Here is a 20,926-nt window from a genome sequence, read left to right as displayed (position 1 = left end):
CAGTACTCCAGTTGAAATTTTTTACAATAAGTATAGCGTTTTTTTATTTTGAGGATATAATTTTAACTTCGCTTGATGAGCATGTGGCGTTACCCTATTATGTTTTTCTTATGACTATCAATCGAATATCAAAAATTATATAATGACCGAAATATATTTTTTGGAAATTTTTTTTATTATTAATTATCTATCTGAATATATAATTTCATTGAATAGATAAATTATTGACAAAGAGAGGGGTCTATAAAATGAATTTCATTGCAAAATTAATAAACCGCTTATTTTATAATACTATCAGTATAAAAACGTGATGTCTTTTATAACAACGAGGGTTATTTAAGGGGGCAGTTCATTTTTCTAATGAGGAAATGAAGCAAAACCAATGATGTTTAACATTTTGCAAGAATTAGATAAAATCGCAGTAGAATTAGAACGTGCAGCTGTTAAATTCCGAGAAGCGGATGAATCGTATGACGGAAATTTAGTTGACTCTGATATTCAAGAAGGAGCCATGTGTGGAAAACTCCCTCCAAAATCAGAAGAGTCATTTTTCAATAAAAAGGATTTAAATGCTGCGTGGACTGGTATTTCTACTGGTTTTGTAGATGGTGTTGTAGATGCATGGAAAGGATTCGTAGCTTTAGGAGATAAAGAAACTTGGTTAAATATGCGAGATGCGATTGTAAACTATAGAGAGACTATTCCTGCTGCATGGAACACTGTATCAGATACATTTATGAATAATTTTTGGAATGGAGATCTGGAAAGCAGAGAACATTATGCAGCTTACGCAGTCACTACGCTACTCACAGGCTTTGTTGGTAGCAAAGGTCTAGATAAAGTAGGGCAAGCAGGTAAGGTGGCTGCTATTACAGGGTTTACTAAAGGGAAATCACTTGTGACTAATTCTCCGGCATACAGAAATGCATTACACATATTAAATAACTATGAATTTAAAGCTGGTAATCATCTTTCATGGTAGTACACAACAATATTTACAGAAAGCAGCTACGTATACTTATGAAGGTGCAAATGGACCAAAAACGATTCGTTTGCGTAAAGGAGACTTAGCAGGAGATAAGCACCCTGTTACAGGTATTCCGTATGATGCTGAAGGATTTCCTATTTTTGAATCAAAAGGCGAGGTAATGTTAAAAGAGGCAGATTTCAAAAAGTCTAGAACAACACAGTCTAGAAAGTGTAGTAAGGCATTATATGAACAAATAATGGAAAATCCTGAATTAGCTTTAAAATTTACGTATGAAGAAATTCAATTATTTAAAATGGGAAAAACTCCAGAGCATTATACATGGCATCATCATCAAGACACTGGAAGGATGCAACTTGTAGATTATCAGACTCATCATGATACTGGTCATACAGGTGGATATAAAATTTGGGGAAAAGATAGCGATAAATAGGGAGGTACTTAGCCATGAGTCACATTACATGGATTAATGTAAATGAAAAAAGAGTAACAGATGACCAAATTAAACAATTAGAACAATACTTAAATATTAAATTTCCTAATGATTTTATTGATTGTGTACAAAAATATGATGGTGGATATCCAACGCCAGATACATTTAACATTCCAAATCAAGATGAAAATTCACTTAATAATCTTTTAACCTTAGATTCTGATAGAAAATATTCAATTCTAGAAACATATAATAGTACGAAAGATAGATTACCTGACAAAATATATCCTTTTGCTAGAGATCCATTCGGCAATCTTCTATGCTTTGATTATCGAAACAACACTGATTCACCAATAATCGTATTCTGGGATCATGAGGAAGAAGACATAGAGGAAGCAATATATCCTGTTTGCTCAACATTTTCAGAATTGCTTGCTAGTCTACGTGATTTTGAAGAAGAAGATTGAGGAAACAAAAAACGGCCTACAATTCTAGACCGTTTTTTATAATTTACTAATTTTCCAACCATCATCCGTTTTCTCTAATTCAATTACGATTACTTTTTTAGGATTATCCTTATATAAAGCATAAACAGTTACTGTAGCTGAACGAGCTTTGAACAAGATTACTGGGGATATGGAAACAACATGGATCCAAGAAAATCAATATCTGTAATAAGGAGGGAGGTTAACTTCCCTTCTTTCAAGTGTTCGTTAAATTCCGATTTAATGAACACTTGAATAATATACGTATCTCTCTCCCTTCTTTATTTTTTAACTAAAAGAATTAATTATAGCTATAATATTCATGAAGTAATTATTACTTTGTACACAGTTAAGAATTTATTTGTATGATGGTGTGATTTTTGAAAAAAGAACAAAGGAATTCTTAACTGCAAAGGTAAATAATGAAGTAAATAAAAGTAATACAAACAAAAAGCGAATATAGATAAAAATTTATTTATAAAAAAAAACAGATGTGGTTAGGTTATCAAAAAATATTCAATAACTTCCATTGTGAAAAGATAGAAAAGGAGCGGAAATACGCTCCTTTTTTATTTATCTTACTATTTTTAGGAGGTTAATATGAATAAGGTATTGATAAAAGGTGAATAGCATTTTTATTGATGAAATTTCATCAAATATTCTTATGGAATATATGTGAAAAATTGTATAGAATAAGCAAGAATGCCAAAAATTATAGGGGGAAACTTGTGAAGAAAAATAAGAGTTTAATAAGTATTTTAGGAGTGTGTATCATGTTGTTTTCTTTTTGTTTCCAGGGAAATATACAGGCGGATGTAAATACTGTTCAATCTGGAAAAATAAAATCAGGAAACGTAACGGTATGGGAAGTAGGCAATGTAGCGAAAGTGTTAGCAGATGTAGAGCGCTTGAATTTAAATACGGTGAATGTACCTATTCAAGTAGATATTTCGGATGTGAATTCGGCTAATATGGTAATTAATCAGGCGCAAAAGAAACAAGCTATTATTTTAATTCAAGAATTATTAAAGCGTAATATACAAGTTATATTGGAGCCGTTTCCGTTTATTCAGCAAGGGAATATTGGAGAAACAGAGTGGAACCCTAGTAATATTAACGATTTCTTCTGGAATTGGAAAACGGTTGTTTTACAAGATATTTTTAATTCCATTACAAGTAAGTACAATATTTATGGGCTGAAAATCGCTTCTAATTTCGTGAATATGGAATATGCAGAAGGGTATTGGAATGATACGATTAATTTTGTTCGCCAGCAGTATAAAGGAAATGTTTTGTATCAAATGAATTGGTGGTTAACTGCAAGCTTTGATCCTTCTTATGAGGCGAAATTTAAAGAGAAAATAAATCGCCCGTATTTAAAAAAGGTGGACATTGTAAGTATTGATAGTTGGTTTGAAGTTTCAGGAAAAAGAAATCCATCATACGAAGAAGTAAAACAAAGCTTATTTGCGACGACAGTATACAATCGTGGCCAAAATGTCGTTCAGCAACTTGAGACATTACATAAAACAACTGGAAAGCCAGTTTATTTTGGTGGATTTAATGTGCCAGCACGTGAACTTGGACTACAAAGCCCGTGGAACCCAGATGTTACGAATGTGTTTTCGAAAGATGTACAACTTAACGGGTGGCGTGCTTACCGAGATGTATTAGAAGCGAAGCCATATTTTAAAGGTTTTTCAATTTGGTTTATCGGATCTAATGATAGTAATCATTCATATCAAATACATAGTAAAGAAGCAGAGACAGTTATTAATGGCTGGTATCGAAAATAAATTTTATAAAATAGGTAAGTTTTAGAATCCATTACATATATTTTAGTGAAAGGCCTTTCACCATCTTATCACCTAGGGGGCAATCATAATGAAATTTTTGTCATACCTTACAGTAATACTGGTGATTCTTGGCGGTTTGAATTGGTTGTTTGTAGCGTTAGATTATAATGTAGTTGAGAAATGGTTTGGTTCTATGCCGGCGCTTGTGGATACTATTTATTGGCTCTTTGGTCTTTCAGCTATTTATCAAATTTTCGATCGGTTCTTTACGAGTAAGTAGCTATTATACTTAATTACTAGAGTGTTAAGTACGATTATGTACTTAACGCTTTTTTGTATGTTTATAAAAAGTAGGGTGCACATGCAAGCGATTCCATTGCGTCTTGCACCGTAATAACGGAAAACAAATTGACCGTGTATTGTATATAGGTTATAATTCAGAAAGTTTAGAAAAAATAAAAATGAGAAATAGGGAGGTTATCTGGGTGATGGAGAGAGTGTATAATTTTTCAGCAGGACCATCTATACTCCCTTTGCCAGTTTTAGAGAAAGTGCAAAAGGAGCTTGTAAATTATAACGGGACAGGCATGTCTGTTATGGAAATGAGCCATAGATCTTCTTATTTCCAAAGTATTATTGATGAAGCAAGTAGCTTACTTCGTGAATTAATGAACATTCCTGATGAGTATGAAGCTTTATTTTTACAGGGCGGTGCGTCATTACAATTTTCTATGATACCGTTAAATTTAATGAGTACGTATAAAAAAGCTGGGTACGTACTGACAGGTTCATGGTCTAAAAAGGCGCTGCAAGAAGCCGGAAAAGTAGGAGAAGTACAAGTGATTGCTTCTTCTGAAAAAGAGAAGTTTACTACGATTCCTAAAATGGATGATTTACCAAATGATGAAGAACTAGATTATGTACATATTACAACGAACAATACAATTGAGGGGACAAAATATGTGGATATTCCACATTTAGAAAGAGTGCCGCTCGTTGCGGATATGTCCTCAAATATTTTATCAGAACAATATGATGTTACGAAGTTTGGTCTCATATATGCGGGTGCGCAAAAGAATTTAGGGCCAGCGGGTTTAACGATTGTAATTATAAAAAGAGATTTAATTGGCAGTGCAAATAGTGCTTGTCCTACGATGTTAAACTATGAAACTTACAGTAAAAATAACTCCCTATATAATACACCGCCAACCTTTAGTATTTATGTAGCAAAACTTGTACTAGAGTGGTTGAAAGAACAAGGCGGGGTATCTGCGATTGAAGAACAAAATAGAATGAAATCTTCACTTCTTTACAATTTTTTAGATGAATCTAAATTGTTTACTTCACCAGTTGATCCCACGTATCGGTCACTTATGAATATTCCGTTTACAACACCGTCAGAGGAGCTTAACAATCAGTTTTTACAAAAATCGAAAGAGCGCGGTTTCGTTACGCTAAAGGGACATCGTTCAGTCGGTGGTATGCGCGCTAGTGTTTACAATGCGATGCCAACCCAAGGTGTACAAGAATTAGTAGACTATATGAAGGAATTTGAGCTTGAAAATAGATAGGGAGATGGGGATATGTTTCGTGTTCAGACGTTAAATCAAATTGCCGAAAAGGGTTTGCAAATTTTTGATGGGAATCGCTATGAAATTGGAGACAAAGTAGGTCATCCAGATGGTATTTTACTTCGCAGCTATTCTTTACATGAAGAAGAGTTTTCAGAAGATTTAAAGGCGATTGCAAGAGCTGGTGCCGGTGTAAATAATATTCCTGTTGAGCGTTGTACGGAAAAAGGGATTGTAGTATTTAATACGCCAGGGGCTAATGCGAATGCAGTGAAGGAGCTTATTATCGCAAGCCTTATTATGTCTTCCCGTAATATTATAAACGGAGTGAGCTGGACGAAAGAGTTGGATGGAGAAGAAGTACCACAGCTTGTTGAAGCAGGGAAGAAGCAATTCGTTGGATCAGAAATTGCGGGGAAACGTTTAGGTGTTATCGGTCTTGGCGCAATTGGTGCTTTAGTTGCGAACGATGCGTTATCTTTAGGGATGGACGTTGTTGGCTACGACCCGTATATATCAGTTGAAACAGCATGGCGTCTTTCTACGCAAGTACAAAGAGCGTTTAGCCTAGATGAAATCTTTGCAACGTGTGATTATATTACACTTCATATTCCTCTTACGAACCAAACGAAGGGGATTATTGGTGAACACGCTATAGAGACGATGAAAAAAGGAATGCGTCTATTCAATTTCTCTAGGGGAGAACTTGTAGATGAAACAGCTCTTCAAAAAGCGTTAGAAGAAGATATTATTACACATTACGTAACAGATTTCCCAAATGAAAATGTGATAAAGATGAAAAATGTAACAGCAACGCCTCATCTTGGTGCATCTACGTCTGAATCTGAAGAAAATTGTGCAGTAATGGCTGCACGTCAATTACGTGAATATTTAGAGACAGGTAATATTCGTAATTCAGTAAATTATCCAAACGTAGAGCTTCCGTACATTGGAAAAAAACGAATTACAATTATGCATCAAAACGTTCCGAACATGGTAGGACAAATTACAGGATGCTTAGCAGAACATCATATTAATATTGCGGATATGATTAATCGTAGTAAACATTCTTGGGCGTACACAATGATTGATATTGATAACGGAATTGATGATATAATGAAAGAGAATATTGTGGAAAATATAAGTAAAATCACAGGTGTTGTAGCCGTTCGAATGATTGTGTAAAGGAGAGAGAAACTTGGCAAAAATCCGACCGTTTCGTGCTATTCGTCCAGTAGAAGGTAAAGCAGCACAAGTAGCAGCTTTACCGTATGACGTATTAAATAGTGAAGAGGCAAGAGAAGTTGTAAAAGGGAATCCATATTCTTTCTTACACGTTGATAAAGCAGAAATTGATTTAGACCCGGCACTTTCACCGTACGATGATCGCGTATATGAAAAAGCGGGTGAAAATTTAAAGCAATTTATACAAGAAGAAGTGTTCGTTCAAGATGAGGAGCCAGCACTTTACATTTATGAACTGACGATGCAAGGAAGAACGCAGTCAGGCCTTGTCGTTTGTACATCGATTGATGAGTATGAAGATGATACAATTAAAAAACATGAAAGAACGCGTCATGAAAAAGAACTTGATCGTATTCGCCACGTAGATGTGTGTGACGCAAATACGGGGCCAATCTTTTTAACGTATCGTACAAAAGGAGAAGTGAAACGTTTCATTGCAAGCTGGAAAGAAGAACATGCGCCAATCTATAAATTTACAGCAGAAGATGGCGTTAGGCATGTTGCGTGGAAAATAGCTGATGAAGAAGTAATTGCAAATTTAGTAAACGCATTTGAAGATATTCCTAGTCTTTACATTGCAGATGGACATCACCGCTCTGCATCAGCTGCAAAAGTAGGGCTAATGCGAAGAGAACAATATCCGAATTACACAGGAGAAGAGGAATTTAATTTCTTCTTATCTGTCTTATTCCCTCATGATGAATTATCAATTTGGGACTATAACCGGGTTGTGAAAGATTTAAACGGCTTATCAGTAGAGCAATTTTTAAAGCAAGTTGCGCAATATTTTTATGTGGAAGAAGCAGGGGTTTCACCGTATAAACCAAATGAGCCAAAATCATTTGGAATGTATGTAAACGAGAAGTGGTATAAGCTCACTGTGAAAGAGGAAACGTTTGATGCGAACGATCTTGTCAGACGTTTAGATGTATCTATTTTACAAGATCATTTAGTAAGTCAGGTGCTTGAAATACATGATCCACGCTCAGATTCACGCATTGATTTCGTCGGCGGAATCCGCGGATTAGAAGAACTAGAACGTCTTGTGAATAGCGGTGAATACAAAGCAGCATTCGCGTTATATCCGACATCAATGGAAGCTTTATTATCAATCGCAGACGCAGGGGAAGTTATGCCGCCAAAATCAACGTGGTTTGAACCGAAACTGCGCAGCGGGTTGTTTGTACATTCTTTAAAGTAAATATAGACTTCTTTAGATTGAAAAACCGAAATGATTATAGTTTCGGTTTTTCTTATGTTAAAAGTGTTTTTGAGGAGGGGTATCGATGAAATTGCAAGTAGGCGAAAAAATCACCTTTGAGCGAACTTTTACAAAAGAAGATGTTGTTTTATTTACAGAAGTATCTAAAGATGAAGGTGTTCATCATGTTACACCAGATGAGCAGGGGAGATTTGTTGTACAAGGGCTGTTAACATCAACGCTGCCTACGAAAGTGGGCGGTGATTATAACGTATTAGCGCGCAAGATGGATTTTGAATTTTTACGCCCTGTTTATAGTGGTGATACGATTCGTTGTGACGTAACCATTGAACAATTTGAGCCCGATGAAAAAAATCGAACAAAGATTATTGCGATGTTTATATGTAGGAATCAACTGGAAAAGGAAGTGTTGAAGGGAAGTTTTTCGGGGATTATTCTTTAGTTAGTAGAAAAAGTAATGAATAGGTGGGGGGCCATGTCACTCGGGCTTAGATTTTTAATTCCCCCCATAACGAAAATTTTATGTATCATTGAATACTGATAATAAGACGTTATGTAATATACTCTGTTCTCTCTTAACTAATAGAAGAATAGTTGAATAGGCTCGTCAATAAAAAGGACATTCCCAGTATTACAAGAAATGTCCTTTCCACTAAATTATAAGGTATTTAGCTAAAATTCAAACTCTAAAATCAGTTTACTAGTTTGACCTGTAAACTGATAATTATAGGACCCTCTCAGATTTTCTAAGTTACCGGTAGCTTTAATAATTGTTCCTGGGGAATCTAGATTTCCTTTATCAAATATTCCTTGCTCTATAGCTGTAAATGTCCCTTGTTGCCCCTTATAAATTCCTTCAAAGTGTAAAAACCCAGAAATTTTAGCAGTAGCCAAGTGACCATCATTTATATTTGAGTCTAAATAATATAATAAGTATTCAACAAAAGCTTTTCCTTTTAATTCACCATCAATATCATATTCAACATGGGCAATATTAATAGGGAAATCTTTTCTAGTATCATCGATTAGTTTTTCATCCCATTTACTTACTGTAAATGTTACTTCCATACACGTAATCCCCCTTTATCATTAGATAAGTAATCTCCATATCATTTAAAAAGTATCAATTCACAGTCATATCTCATAGGAGTGATTTTATTTATTGGGGTCCTTTCATGTCGCTATCAAGCTAACCAAAATAAAATACTCTCTAAAATGAAAAAACACGCTATTTTTTCTGTAGGATCAGGAAAATGGCTATACTTATTTAAAGTTTTCCTTTATTCCACACCACTCTCTAAAATAGAGAAAGACCCATTTTCACAATCAATTTCTGCCATCGCACCGTAAGGTAAAATAAACTTCGGTTCGGTATGGCCAAAATTTAAATTATAAAGAATCGGCAAATCTTCTAAGTTATGTTCTTTCATAACTTTCAGTATTTCGTGTTTATATTCTTCATAATACTTTTCGTCTTTTGGTTTACCAAAAATGATGCCTTTTGCTTTTTGTAGAATGCCTTGCGCTGCATAATTTCGTAACCAATACTTTATATAACTTGGTTCTGGATGGTCTTCAGAAGTTTCAAAGAAAAGGATACGATTCTCCCAATGTTTTTTCTTAGGCCAAAGTTCCGTTCCTTTTGCAAATTCCAGTACTTCCATACAACCACCAATTAAACGCCCTTGTACAGTGATAGAGCCTTGAAGTAGCTCATATCCGTTGTTTTGTTGCATCGTACGCCTTTTATCTTTATTTATCTCTATCCATTCTAAACGCTCACTCGTCCATTCATGAGCTGGTTGAATCTCGCCAATTGTCTCATTTGAAAAGAGAGTCCGATTTACCATTTCAACTGTATATGGATCCATCTCTACATTTTCGGCAAAATCAGTTAAAATGGCTGGACCGTAAAAAGAGGAAACTCCTGCTTTATGACAAAACAAGTGTGAAACGGTATCGTCAGAGTAGCCCATAAAGATTTTCGGATTTTCGCGTATAACATTAAAATCTATATAAGGAAGTAAACGGATGCTATCTTCTCCACCGATATTCGTAATAATTCCTTTAATACGAGTATCTTTAAATGCTGTCATTAAATCTTCTGCACGAGCCTCAGGGTTGTTGTAAAGGTATTCGCTACCTTTTAAACTATTTGGCATCGGGACAACCTTAAGACCGAAGACGTCTTCTAATCTTTTTACTCCTTGCTCATATCGCCATCTTAGCTTAGAATCACCAGCACCTCCCCATGAAGAACTTACTGTCGCCACAATATCTCCTGGCTGTAATCTGTTTGGTTTTATTAACATTTTAACTCCGCTCCTACATAATGTAATGGACTACGATTATACAAACTGTAGTATTGAAAAATATGATGCATCACATTAGTTTCTTCATCATCAATCCGTTTACCTGCTGGTATTCAAGAATTCAGTCTTAGTGTTGAATTGCATTTGAGAATTAAAGTATGCAACATTGCATGAGAAAGAGGGTTGCTATTTTCTATAACCTGTAACTATAATAGTTACAGGTTGGTCGTATCCAATCAAAAAAATATAATCATCATGAATGGAGAGGTTACATATGGGTATGAAAAAAATAATTTTAGCAGGTGCTTTAGGGATCGCAGCATTATCAGGAACGAATTTACCAGGATTAGAAATATCAAAAGCGAGTGCCGCTTCTATTGAATCGAATTTCTCGACGTTAGAAGGGCGAGTAGTAGAAGTAGATAACGGTGTAATTGTCGTAAAATCTAAGCAATATGAGGAACCTGTTAGTGTGTATATAGATTCCCTTTCAAATGTGAAAGTAGGGGATGAGGTTAAAGCTACTGGATCTATGATGCGTAATTTTACTGAATATATGATTGCAAATACAGTTGAAAATACGTCAAATAAATTAGGTATGCACATGAAAGAAGATGGTTCTCCTGATTATGTAATTGGGGAAGTATCAAAAGTAGGAACGATGGAAGATGAAGGAGACGGTTCTACTAAATATGTCGTAGTTGAGTATCCATCGCTAAACGGGAAAAAAGATATTATTGATGTTTTCTTAACGAAGGGACAAGTATTTAATACAGGTGAGAAAGTAAAAATTGATATGAAGTATGTAGGCTGGGGCGGAATTTCTATTAACTACAACACAACGGATCATATCGAAAAAGTTCATGAAGTAAAGAGCAAAGTTGAAAATAATGAGGATGTATGGATCTGGTCTTAATAAGGCGAGTATAAGTCGTTATTTGCAATTTACTCCAAACAATAAATGTAAAAACTAAATGTATCATGCAGTACCCATCGAATCATCATATGTATGATAATTCGATGGGTACTTTTTTGTTTTATGTTTTTTTGAGAATAACGGATTTTTGATTAGAATATGATGTTAATACTGGAGCGAAGGTGAAAAAAACAATATGGAAAGAGGTGTTTAAGGGTGGAGCGAGATGAGGTTTATTTACGAGCTAAAAAAAGGGTAGAGAATTTACAAGCGTTTTATATTCATTTAACGGTCTATATACTAGTGAACTTAATGCTTTTTATTATAAATATAAGCTCTGATTCAAGTAAATTATGGTTTTTATATCCACTTGCAGGTTGGGGGATTGGTATCGTTATACACGGATTGACAACTTTTCCATTTGGGATATTCGGAAAAGAGTGGGAAGAACGAAAGATTAAAGAATATATGGAGAAAGATAAGTAAATTTATTTCCATGCATGAATATAAAATTTCATATAAATCTTTATGATCACACGCTTGAGGCGAAGCCTATTCTATAGCTTCGCCTATTTGTTTTGTATTCGAAGTTTGTGCGAGTGAGAGTGCTTATATACATTTTTAAGCGTGAATTGCATGTGAAATCAAAACTTTAATTGTAGTACATAATAAATACAGTTATTTTACTTTTTTAATTACATGTGGATATAGGATAAAGTTGTTTTATCATCCTATATTAAAATAAAAATAAACCACTGTTCGATTTGAATATTCCACGATATAATGGTGAGAGTTTATGGCAGATTAAATATTTACATAAGAAGTGAGGTACTGTATGAAAAAAAGAACGACAGACATTATTTTTATTATTATTGGTGCATTTCTTTTTGCGTTAGGTGTGAATTTGTTTGTTATCCCGAACGAGTTTGGTGAGGGCGGAGTAACAGGTATCACGATTATTACGTACTATTTATTTGAATGGTCACCAGGCTTAGTTAACTTAATTTTAAATGCGATTTTGTTAATAGCCGGTTATAAATTTTTAAATAAGATTACAACAATTTATACGATTATCGCTGTAGTTACGAACTCGCTGTTCCTTCATTTGACAGAAGGCTGGACGATTGCTTCGGATGAAATGCTTGTAAATGCAATTTTCGGAGGAATATTTATTGGGTGCGGGATTGGTCTTATTATTCGCGTTGGCGGAACAACAGCAGGTACTACCATCTTAGCAAGGATGACGCATAAATATTTAGGATGGAGCATTAGCTATGGTTTACTGTTCTTCGATTTAATTGTTGCGTTTTCATCTTATTTCATCATTGGTGCAGAAAAACTGATGATAACAATTATTATGCTATATGTAGCAACGAAAGTGATGGAGTTTGTAATTGAAGGTTTAAATCCGAAGAAAGCCATTACGATTATTTCTGATAACCCGAATGAAATTGCCGGGAAGGTAACTACCTTAATGGGCAGAGGGGTTACTGTGTACTCAGGTCATGGCTATTACACGAAAACTCCGAAGGAAATTCTTTATATTGTTATTAATAAGCAAGAAGTAGTGAAGCTAAAACGGATTGTTCAAACTACAGATCCGGCTGCGTTCATCGCTATACACGATGTTCGTGATGTGTTTGGAGAAGGATTTGTTGATATTTCTAAGGCTTAAAAACTGTTTTTGATTAAAATAATCTTAATACTAAAACGTGAGAATCTATTTTGAATAATCTTTTTTCAAAATAGATTCTTTTTCTTTTTCTTGCAAAAAATCCAATTGTTTCTTAATGTAAGGATGTAGAAGGATGAACAAGAGAGGGTTTAATGAAGATGATACATATTTTATTAGCTGATGATGATAAACATATTAGAGAGTTATTGCATTACCATTTACAAAAAGAGGGCTTTAAAGTTTTTGAAGCGGAAGATGGAAAGGTAGCGCAAGGCGTTTTAGAGAAAGAAAATATTCATCTTGCGATAGTAGACATTATGATGCCGTTTGTTGATGGCTATACGTTATGCGAAGAAATCCGGAAGTATCATGATATACCTGTTATTTTATTAACTGCAAAAGATCAGCTAGTCGATAAAGAAAAAGGATTCACTTCTGGTACGGACGATTATATTGTAAAACCATTTGAACCAGCTGAAGTAATTTTCCGTATGAAAGCTTTATTGCGCCGTTATCAAATGCTTAGTGCTGATATTATTACATTACATGGGACGATAATTGACCGAAAAGGGTTTGAAGTGAAGTGTAACGGTCAGACGATTTTGCTTCCATTAAAGGAATTTGAATTGTTATCACAACTTGCTAGTTATCCTGGAAGAACCTTTTCAAGAGAAGAATTAATTGAATTAGTATGGGGAATGGATTTTGAAGGAGATGAACGAACAGTTGACGTTCATGTGAAGCGACTGAGAGATCGTTTTTCAAAACGAACAGATGATTTTCAAATTACGACAGTACGCGGACTCGGTTATAAGTTGGAGTTGAAATAAAATGAAATCACTATATTCTAGATTTGTTTTTATGACAGTCGGTATTATGCTTCTTAGTAGTATTATCGGTTTTTTATTAACGAACGTATATTATCAAGTGAAGTTAAAACCGTACAATAGTGAAAAGATTTTAATGTATGCTAAAGAAGTAAAATCATTATACGAAAAGCAAAGTGAAGAAAATAAAGAGGCATACTTACAGTCTATTGCGAAGTTAGGGTATGAAATTTATATTGTAGATGACGAAAATCATGGAAAGCGTATTGGGAATGCGTTTCGTAAGATAACAATTAGTGATGATACCGTTCATAAAGTATTGCAAGGTGAAACGTTTAATGGCGTTTCCACATATCCAACGCGCCTCTTTATTACAGGATTTTTCGATAATGAATTAATTAATAGTGTCGGTGTACCGCTAAAACACGATGATAAACAGTACGCTTTATTCATTCGCCCTGATATTCAGCAACAATTCGGCGAGATGAGAATTTTTCTAGCGGTATTACTCGGTTTCATCGTTGTATTAAGTATCATTTTTATAGCGATTGCAGCAGGGTATATTGTTCGTCCTATTCGAACATTTACGAAAGCGACTCAAAAAATTGCAAGTGGCGAATATGATATTGAATTAGATGAAAGTCGAAAAGATGAGATTGGTACGCTAGCGACTAATTTTCAAAAGATGACGAAGAGTATTAAAGAATTAGATCAAATGAGACAAGAGTTCGTTTCTAACGTATCGCATGAATTTCAATCGCCGCTTTCTTCCATACAAGGTTTTTCGAAAACATTACAATCGGAGAATATGAGTGAAGAGGAAAGAAAACGTTACTTGAAAATTATTGAGGGTGAAAGTAAGCGGATGTCTAGTTTATGTAAACAGTTACTTACGCTCGCTTCATTAGATAAAGAAGAGAAAGTTCTACAAATGAAAGAGTTTCACTTACAAAAGCAAATTAAAGACGTCATTTTTATGCTCGAATGGAAATGGCGTGAAAAAGATATAGCCGTCGAATTTGATGTGCCGGACATCACTATACAAGGTGATGAAAACTTACTTCATCAAGTATGGAGTAATATTTTTACGAATAGCATTAAGTTTTCAAACGATGGCGGAACCGTTGAATTTGTTGTAGAAGAATTAGAATCCAGTATTGTTATTTCTATATCAGACAACGGAATTGGTATGGAAAAAGAAGAAATGGATCGTATATTTGATCGTTTTTACAAAGTAGATACAGCAAGGGCAAGAAACGTAGAAGGAAGCGGCTTAGGATTATCTATCGTGCAGAAAATTGTTGAACTGCATAACGGAAACGTTTCGGTATATAGCACGAAGGGAGAGGGGACGACTGTTCGGGTTGAGCTTCCGAAATAGATGGAAAGGAAGAGGCTGTTTTTAGAACAGCCTCTTCTTATTTTTGTCAATTGGTCAATATATTATCACTTACGTGTAAAGTGATAAAAAGTTGTTTGAAAAAATGCGAGTCATTCTATTTCACAATTGGGTCAGTTTGTGGAATAAGATTAGCAGGAAGTTTATTTAAAAATGTAGAATCTCTACAGAGTTATAAGGATTTTATTGAAACTTTAACTATTTAGGGAGGCGATTACTTTGAAACGAATTGACTTGTTTTTAAACGGACTAGATTCCACATTCGATAAAGAGAGTTGGTATGCACCGTTTAAACATGCTATAGAAGGACTTACAGCCGAACAGGCTATCTGGAAACCATATGGAGAGGCAACTAAAACCATTTGGGAGAACGTTAATCATCTCATTTATTACAAAGAGAGACTTGCTGCAAACTTGGAAGACCGTGAATGGATACATAATCTCGACGGTGATGAAACCTTTTATCTTACCAATCAATCTAATGATGATAAGGAATGGAAGAAAGTCGTTGAACGTTGTGAAAATGCCCAACGTAATTTAAGACAGGCATTGAGTGCAATTTCCGAAAAAGAACTTGAGCAAAATTCACTTGAGGGGAAATTACTGGACATTATGCTTCATGATGCTTATCATACAGGTCAAATTATTCAATTAAGGAAAATGCAGGGGTCTTGGCCATCAAATCGATAATTGAACGTTTTAGTTGGTGCTATTGTTATATTTTTAGTGAGGTATTTTACATTCAAAATTAAATAACTATAATTATAACCCCGTCTCAAATTTAGAACGGGGTTAAATTTGTTCCTGCTATAAAGCCGCACCTTTCCCGCGCTCTTGCTTAAACCGAAGCCCAAAAGTATCCGCTGTAATTTCATCAGCTTTCGGCAATGAACGTAATTTCGGATGAAGTAGCCATACGAGAGAAATGAATAAAATTCCGATGCTAGCGAGCGCGAAAATGAGTTGGCTACTAAATACATTTGCGGTGTATCCGCCAATTAAAGAGCCGAATGGCATAGCGATTGTACCCATGCTTCGTGTGACTGAATTGATGCGTCCAAGATATTGATTTGGAATTACAATTTGACTAATTGTCGCAAATAATATGTTGGTCGCACCAATTGGTATCCAAGCTAGGCCGAATAAAAAAATTGATAACCATTGAAACGGTACAAACGTAGAGAGAAACCAAAAGAAAGCGCTAGTCGCAAAGCTAATAATGGAGACATGGCTAATATTATGTTTACCAACCCATGAACTGAATAGTGCTCCAATTAAACTACCGGCTGATATAGCAGCTAAGAAGAAGCCGTATGATTTCACACCACCTAAAGAGTCAGCGAAAGAAGGGAGTATTGCCATCGTCATACCAATTGAAAAATTAGCGACAACTGAACCGATTAAGAAGACGCCCATTAAGGAACGAAAGACGATTGAAAAGCCTTCTTTTAATTCAGAGAAATATTGTTTGACCGAAAATGATGTATTGTCTTCAGAAGGGAGACCTGTATTGGTTTCTACTTGTCTTGGCATTTTCAATGAAATAAACAAAAGGGCGGTAATCGCAAATGTAAAAGAGTCGATTACATATAAAGTGATTGCGCCAAGTAGTGCTACTAATATGCCAGAAAGAGTCGTGCAAATTAAATCAATGCCTTGATATGCAAATGAAAAGAGTGAGTTTCCCCTTAATAATTGTGTTTTATTCAGTAGAAGTGGTAAAGCTTTTGATTGTGCGGGATAGGCAAATTGTTCGATAAAGGCTACGATTGGCATAATGATGAGTAGTAGTTGGACTGTTAGTAGATCGAAGTAGTGTGTAATAGGAATAATTAAAATAAGAATGCATTGCAAAACTTGTGTGATGACGAGGGTGTTTTTTATTGACCATCTATCAACGAATGGACCGGTAAGAAATTGAAGTGCAGAAGGTAATAACGTAAGAAAACCAGCCAATCCAGAATAAAAAGGATTACCACTAAGTTCATATACGAGCCACATCGCTGCTACATAATACAAACTATCTCCTATGTTTGTAAAAATTCTCCCTAAAAATAGTAAGAGGAAATTCCGGTTTTTTAATATGTCCACTTTATCTACTCCTTTATAAAAAAATTATTCGGTAAAATAAAATTGACCGTCTCGGTAAAAAAAATCGTATTACGATTTTTCTTCTTTTTTAACAAATTGCTGCATTGTTCTTTCAGCGATTTGAAGTGCAGTAGTAGAAATATAATAAGCTTTACTATTTGGATCTTTATCCGCACCTTTTGTGATTTCGTTTAATTCAGCCATTAATTCATGAAACTTTTTCACCCACACTTGAAATTGTTCTGGCGTAGCATCAAATTCCCAGCAGGATGAAACGTAATTCCACTCAGCTGGGTCTTCACTTGCATTTCGTAATGTAAAAGATTTTTCTGGTGCAGCGAGAATATGGCTTTTCGTTCTTTCCGTCATTTGTAAAAAGATTTGGCGACCTGATTCGCTTAATATTTCTAAATGAGGTAATAGGTCCGCGGCAGGGGTAAATCCTTTAGCGACAGATTGATAAAACTTTTGAACGATGCCATTCTTTTCTTCTGTATAAACGATTTCTATAAGACCATTCTTCTCTAATTCTTTTAAATGATAATGAATTTTCGCCCTTGAAATGCCGAATTTTTCAGATAGCAGTTGTCCTGTATAAGGACGTTCGCATAGACGCATCATCATTTCGGCACGTAGTGGATCGCTTATTGCTTTTAGTTGGCTATAAGTAGTTAGTGTTAACATGGGCTTCAAAATGATCAACTCCTCAAATTAAATTACTCGGTCAAGATTATTTGACTGAATTGTATCAAGGATTCTGATTATTTTCAATACTTTAGGAAAAATTTTGGTTGTAATCTTCTGTTCATATTCCGTTCATAATTCTTTTTTATGATAAGTGCATAGAAAGTAAGAGGAAGGAGCGAGCGAAATGTTTTTAGCTCTGCGTGAATTGAAACAATCAAAATTAAGATACGGATTAATCGGACTCATCATGGTTTTATTATCATTTTTAGTTCTTGTAATTTCAGGATTAGCAAATGGATTATCATATGATAATGCTTCATCGATTCAAAATATGGAGGCAAATAAGTTCGTTTTAGCGGATGATGCGGAAAATAAATTACTTCGTTCACAAATTAAGAAAGAAGATGTAGATAACGTAGTAAATCAAGTGGACGCGAAAGAGGCAGTTCCGTTTCGTGTGAAAGTTTCAACTTATGAAAAGAAAGATAGTTCGAAAAAAGTTGATGTTGCTATTTTCTCAAGTGAACGTGATTCATTTTTAGAACCGAACATTGTAAAAGGCGAGAAATTAGGTACAGCAAACAACGAAATGGTTGCTGATGAATCAATTAAAGAAAAAGGAATTGATATTGGGGATACAATTATTGATCCTGTTTCAAAGAAAGAATTTAAAATTGTTGGATTTACGAAAGATCAAATGTTTAGCCATACACCAGTCGTTTATGTAAATGAAGACGTATGGGGCGCTATCTCACAACCAAACCAAAAAGATTATAGTGCAATTGCGCTTAATACAGATAAAGAAATTAAAAATGCACATGTTATCGACAAAAAAGAAGTATTACAAAGTATTCCAGGATTTAAAGAAGAGCAAGGAACATTAACGATGATTATTGCATTCTTACTTGTTATCGCTGCGTTACTAATCGGTGTATTCTTCTACGTAATTACGTTGCAGAAAACACAGCAATTAGGTGTACTAAAAGCAATCGGTACGAAAAATTCTTATTTAGCAAATAGCTTAGTCGTGCAGGCGTTATTCTTATCAGTCGTTGCGATGATAATCAGCATTGTTCTTGTACAAGGATTAGAACAGATTTTACCAGCGGGTATGCCGTTCTTATTAACAACACCGATGATTGCACAATATGCAGCAATCTTTATCGTAATTAGTATTTTAGGAACACTTATTTCGTTATATCAAGTATTAAAAGTTGATGCGTTAGAAGCAATTGGAGGCGGGATGTAATGACTTCATTATTAAAATTAGACAAAGTAAGTAAAGTGTACGGAGCAGGGGATACTGAAGTAACAGCCCTTCATCCGATGTCGCTTGATGTGAAAGCTGGAGAGTTTATCGGAATCGTCGGTCCTTCTGGATCAGGGAAAAGTACGTTATTATCAATCGCGGGTGCTTTACTATCACCGTCAAAAGGGGATATTTACATTCGTGAGCAAAATATTACGAAGTTATCAGAAAAGGAAATGACAGACATTCGTTTGAAAAAGATCGGCTTCATTTTCCAATTCGCAAATCTTGTTCCATATTTAAATGTAAAAGAACAATTGCTTTACATTGCAAAACTAAAAAAAGACAACAAACAAGAATCTGAAAAGCGTGCGGATCACTTATTAGCGGCATTTGGATTAGGAGAAAGAAAAAATCACTATCCAAATCAACTATCTGGTGGGGAAAAACAAAGGGTAGCAATCACTCGTGCTTTCATGAACAACCCAGATTTAATATTAGCTGACGAACCAACTGCAAGCTTAGACTCAAAACGCGCACGTGAAGTTGTGGAAATGATGAAACGTGAAGTGAAAGAAAGTCAAAAAGCAGCAATTATGATTACACATGATGAAAGAATGCTTGATGTATGTGATCGTATATTGACGCTTAGAGATGGGAAGTTAATATAAAGAAAAAAGGACAACCGTACATATATGTGCGGTTGTCCTTTGTATGATTATTTTAAAATAGATATAATGGCTTTATTTTGAGAATAACGTTTTAATTTTATTTCGTGTTACTAATAAAACGCCGCCTAAGATAGATAACATTCCGAGTGGCACGTTACTTGATTGCTCACTACCAGCGTTAGGAAGTTCTTTAGCATTTTTTTTCGCTGGAACAGTAGTATTGTTATTATCCGTTGTCGTTTGTTTAGGTTGTGATACTTCATTAATCTTGTTATCTACATTTTGCTTCGTTGTATGTAACTCAGCTAATTTGTCATCAATTTTTTTCTCAGTATGTTTAAAATCGTTTATTTTAATATCTAAGTCTTGTTTTTTCTTTGTTAAATCGTCTGAAACAGTTTGTTTCGCTTGTTTCATTTCGTTTATTTTATTTAGTAAATCTTGTCTAGCTTCTTGTAATTCAGCTAGTTTGTTTTTTACATCTTGTTTAGCTAGTTCTAAGTTAGCGGAAAGACTATCTAAATTGCCTTTAATTTTCTTAAGTTCTTCTAATGTGTTACCTGTATTCGGCTTATTTTCTTTAATTTCAGCAAGTTTGTCCTCAGCAGTTTGTTTCGCTTTTTTTAACTCAGCTAATTTTTCATCTACCTGTTTTTTTACTTCCTTAAGTTCATTAACCTTCTGATCGATATTTTCTTTATGCTGCTTAATTTCATTCACTTTTTCATCAACAGTTTGTTTATGTTCTTTAATCTCATTAACCTTTTCATCAACAGTTTGCTTATGCTCTTTAATTTCAGCGATTTTATCTTCGGCGATTTGTTTGTCTTGCTGAAGTTTTGCATCTAACTCTTGTTTATGTTGTTTAATCTCGCCAATTTTTTCATCTGCAACTTGTTTACGTTCATGTAGTTCATTTACCTTTGTATCAACATTTTCCTTAACTTGGTTAAGTTCATTTAATGTTTGATCCACATTTTCTTTGTGCTGCTGCAATTTCGCATCTAACTCTTGTTTATGTTGCTTAATTTCAGCTAATCGATCTCCAGTACTTTGCTGGGGAGTAGCATCAGTTACTTCCGCATGAGTAGAGTTTGCGCCAGCAATCATCGCTAAAGCTAGTGTAGACGCAGCAATTGTTTGTTTTGTTTTCATATTTTTGTACCTCTTTTCTTTCATATACATGAGCTGTTTTGTGTAAAATTGAGCATATAGAAGTAGATTATTTTATTATTATATACCATGTTCGGCGCCTAGAGGAAGTATTTGCATAATAATCTATGATTATGTAATTTTTAAATTCGCTTATTTATTTCATAGAGTAGGGGAGTTGATTAGCTTTTGGGTGTTCCCTCAAGG

Annotated in this window: 20 protein-coding genes and 2 pseudogenes; 16 read left to right on the top strand and 6 right to left on the bottom strand. The window is 34.7% G+C overall.

Annotation, left to right across the window (positions count from 1 at the left end):
- The first annotated feature begins 382 nt into the window (after positions 1 to 382).
- Together MR066_RS03525 and MR066_RS03520 are read left to right on the top strand one after the other, a co-directional pair.
- Positions 383 to 1,421, top strand: a pseudogene (locus MR066_RS03525) (HNH endonuclease).
- Between the two features lie 14 nt (positions 1,422 to 1,435).
- The gene (locus MR066_RS03520) at positions 1,436 to 1,888 is read left to right on the top strand and encodes an SMI1/KNR4 family protein (protein WP_061688622.1); all 453 of its coding nucleotides are present in this window, start codon (positions 1,436 to 1,438) and stop codon (positions 1,886 to 1,888) included.
- 36 nt (positions 1,889 to 1,924) lie between these two features.
- Here MR066_RS03520 and MR066_RS03515 read toward each other — a convergent pair.
- Positions 1,925 to 2,038, bottom strand: a pseudogene (locus tag MR066_RS03515) (DUF4878 domain-containing protein); the annotation flags it as partial.
- 596 nt (positions 2,039 to 2,634) lie between these two features.
- Here MR066_RS03515 and MR066_RS03510 point away from each other — a divergent pair.
- From MR066_RS03510 to MR066_RS03485, 6 genes are all read left to right on the top strand, one after another.
- On the top strand, positions 2,635 to 3,702 hold the full coding sequence (locus tag MR066_RS03510; protein ID WP_016120498.1) for a glycoside hydrolase family 113: 1,068 nt from the start codon (positions 2,635 to 2,637) through the stop codon (positions 3,700 to 3,702).
- A gap of 88 nt (positions 3,703 to 3,790) precedes the next feature.
- Entirely contained in the window at positions 3,791 to 3,982 is a 192-nt protein-coding gene (locus tag MR066_RS03505; RefSeq protein ID WP_002084566.1) for a DUF378 domain-containing protein, read from the top strand.
- Positions 3,983 to 4,190: 208 nt separating this feature from the next.
- The gene (gene serC, locus MR066_RS03500; RefSeq protein ID WP_242246013.1) at positions 4,191 to 5,273 is read left to right on the top strand and encodes a 3-phosphoserine/phosphohydroxythreonine transaminase; all 1,083 of its coding nucleotides are present in this window, start codon (positions 4,191 to 4,193) and stop codon (positions 5,271 to 5,273) included.
- 12 nt (positions 5,274 to 5,285) lie between these two features.
- The gene (locus MR066_RS03495; protein ID WP_149190685.1) at positions 5,286 to 6,458 is read left to right on the top strand and encodes a 3-phosphoglycerate dehydrogenase family protein; all 1,173 of its coding nucleotides are present in this window, start codon (positions 5,286 to 5,288) and stop codon (positions 6,456 to 6,458) included.
- A 13-nt stretch (positions 6,459 to 6,471) separates the two neighbouring features.
- A complete protein-coding gene (locus MR066_RS03490; RefSeq protein WP_242246012.1) occupies positions 6,472 to 7,719 on the top strand; it encodes a DUF1015 domain-containing protein in 1,248 nt (415 codons plus the stop codon).
- A gap of 85 nt (positions 7,720 to 7,804) precedes the next feature.
- On the top strand, positions 7,805 to 8,182 hold the full coding sequence (locus MR066_RS03485; protein WP_242246011.1) for a hotdog family protein: 378 nt from the start codon (positions 7,805 to 7,807) through the stop codon (positions 8,180 to 8,182).
- Positions 8,183 to 8,412: 230 nt separating this feature from the next.
- On the opposite strand, the gene MR066_RS03480 is transcribed toward MR066_RS03485, so the two are convergent.
- Entirely contained in the window at positions 8,413 to 8,808 is a 396-nt protein-coding gene (locus tag MR066_RS03480) for a DUF3224 domain-containing protein (protein ID WP_000454079.1), read from the bottom strand.
- Between the two features lie 212 nt (positions 8,809 to 9,020).
- The gene (locus MR066_RS03475; RefSeq protein ID WP_242246010.1) at positions 9,021 to 10,052 is read right to left on the bottom strand and encodes a S66 family peptidase; all 1,032 of its coding nucleotides are present in this window, start codon (positions 10,050 to 10,052) and stop codon (positions 9,021 to 9,023) included.
- Between the two features lie 274 nt (positions 10,053 to 10,326).
- Here MR066_RS03475 and MR066_RS03470 point away from each other — a divergent pair, with 274 nt between their 5' ends.
- The 6 genes from MR066_RS03470 (at position 10,327) to MR066_RS03445 (ending at position 15,559) form a co-directional block, all read left to right on the top strand.
- Entirely contained in the window at positions 10,327 to 10,968 is a 642-nt protein-coding gene (locus MR066_RS03470) for an ATP F0F1 synthase subunit alpha (protein ID WP_088039754.1), read from the top strand.
- A 216-nt stretch (positions 10,969 to 11,184) separates the two neighbouring features.
- Positions 11,185 to 11,454, top strand: coding sequence for a 2TM domain-containing protein (locus MR066_RS03465; RefSeq protein ID WP_000438998.1), 270 nt, complete (start codon positions 11,185 to 11,187; stop codon positions 11,452 to 11,454).
- A 349-nt stretch (positions 11,455 to 11,803) separates the two neighbouring features.
- Positions 11,804 to 12,643, top strand: coding sequence for a YitT family protein (locus MR066_RS03460; RefSeq protein ID WP_000747487.1), 840 nt, complete (start codon positions 11,804 to 11,806; stop codon positions 12,641 to 12,643).
- 152 nt (positions 12,644 to 12,795) lie between these two features.
- Complete coding sequence (locus MR066_RS03455) at positions 12,796 to 13,473, top strand: response regulator transcription factor (RefSeq protein ID WP_242246009.1); 678 nt, start codon at positions 12,796 to 12,798, stop codon at positions 13,471 to 13,473.
- Between the two features lies 1 nt (position 13,474).
- Entirely contained in the window at positions 13,475 to 14,851 is a 1,377-nt protein-coding gene (locus tag MR066_RS03450) for a sensor histidine kinase (RefSeq protein ID WP_242246008.1), read from the top strand.
- Between the two features lie 237 nt (positions 14,852 to 15,088).
- Positions 15,089 to 15,559: a DinB family protein gene (locus MR066_RS03445; protein ID WP_002128104.1), complete on the top strand. Its 471-nt coding sequence runs from the start codon at positions 15,089 to 15,091 to the stop codon at positions 15,557 to 15,559.
- Between the two features lie 117 nt (positions 15,560 to 15,676).
- Here MR066_RS03445 and MR066_RS03440 read toward each other — a convergent pair whose 3' ends face one another.
- Both MR066_RS03440 and MR066_RS03435 read right to left on the bottom strand, forming a co-directional pair.
- Positions 15,677 to 16,960 carry an MFS transporter gene (locus tag MR066_RS03440; protein ID WP_242246007.1) on the bottom strand — a complete coding sequence of 428 codons (1,284 nt, stop codon included), beginning with the start codon at positions 16,958 to 16,960 and terminating at the stop codon, positions 15,677 to 15,679.
- A 69-nt stretch (positions 16,961 to 17,029) separates the two neighbouring features.
- Positions 17,030 to 17,653 carry an ArsR/SmtB family transcription factor gene (locus tag MR066_RS03435; RefSeq protein WP_016127263.1) on the bottom strand — a complete coding sequence of 208 codons (624 nt, stop codon included), beginning with the start codon at positions 17,651 to 17,653 and terminating at the stop codon, positions 17,030 to 17,032.
- Positions 17,654 to 17,831: 178 nt separating this feature from the next.
- Here MR066_RS03435 and MR066_RS03430 point away from each other — a divergent pair, with 178 nt between their 5' ends.
- Both MR066_RS03430 and MR066_RS03425 read left to right on the top strand, forming a co-directional pair.
- Complete coding sequence (locus MR066_RS03430; RefSeq protein ID WP_242246006.1) at positions 17,832 to 18,896, top strand: ABC transporter permease; 1,065 nt, start codon at positions 17,832 to 17,834, stop codon at positions 18,894 to 18,896.
- Positions 18,896 to 19,567, top strand: a complete 672-nt coding sequence (locus MR066_RS03425; protein WP_242246005.1) for an ABC transporter ATP-binding protein — start codon at positions 18,896 to 18,898, stop codon at positions 19,565 to 19,567. Before MR066_RS03430 ends, MR066_RS03425 begins: the two co-directional genes overlap by 1 nt.
- Positions 19,568 to 19,639: 72 nt before the next feature.
- Here the strand turns inward: MR066_RS03425 and MR066_RS03420 are convergent, their stop codons facing one another.
- Positions 19,640 to 20,722 carry an LPXTG cell wall anchor domain-containing protein gene (locus MR066_RS03420; RefSeq protein ID WP_242246004.1) on the bottom strand — a complete coding sequence of 361 codons (1,083 nt, stop codon included), beginning with the start codon at positions 20,720 to 20,722 and terminating at the stop codon, positions 19,640 to 19,642.
- Between the last annotated feature and the right edge of the window lie 204 nt (positions 20,723 to 20,926).

Source organism: Bacillus cereus group sp. BfR-BA-01523 (assembly GCF_022662615.1).
In the GTDB taxonomy this organism is placed as follows: domain Bacteria; phylum Bacillota; class Bacilli; order Bacillales; family Bacillaceae_G; genus Bacillus_A; species Bacillus_A mycoides.
The sequence above is the reverse complement of the archived record's forward strand: the minus strand, read 5'-3'. Positions and strand labels throughout refer to the sequence as shown.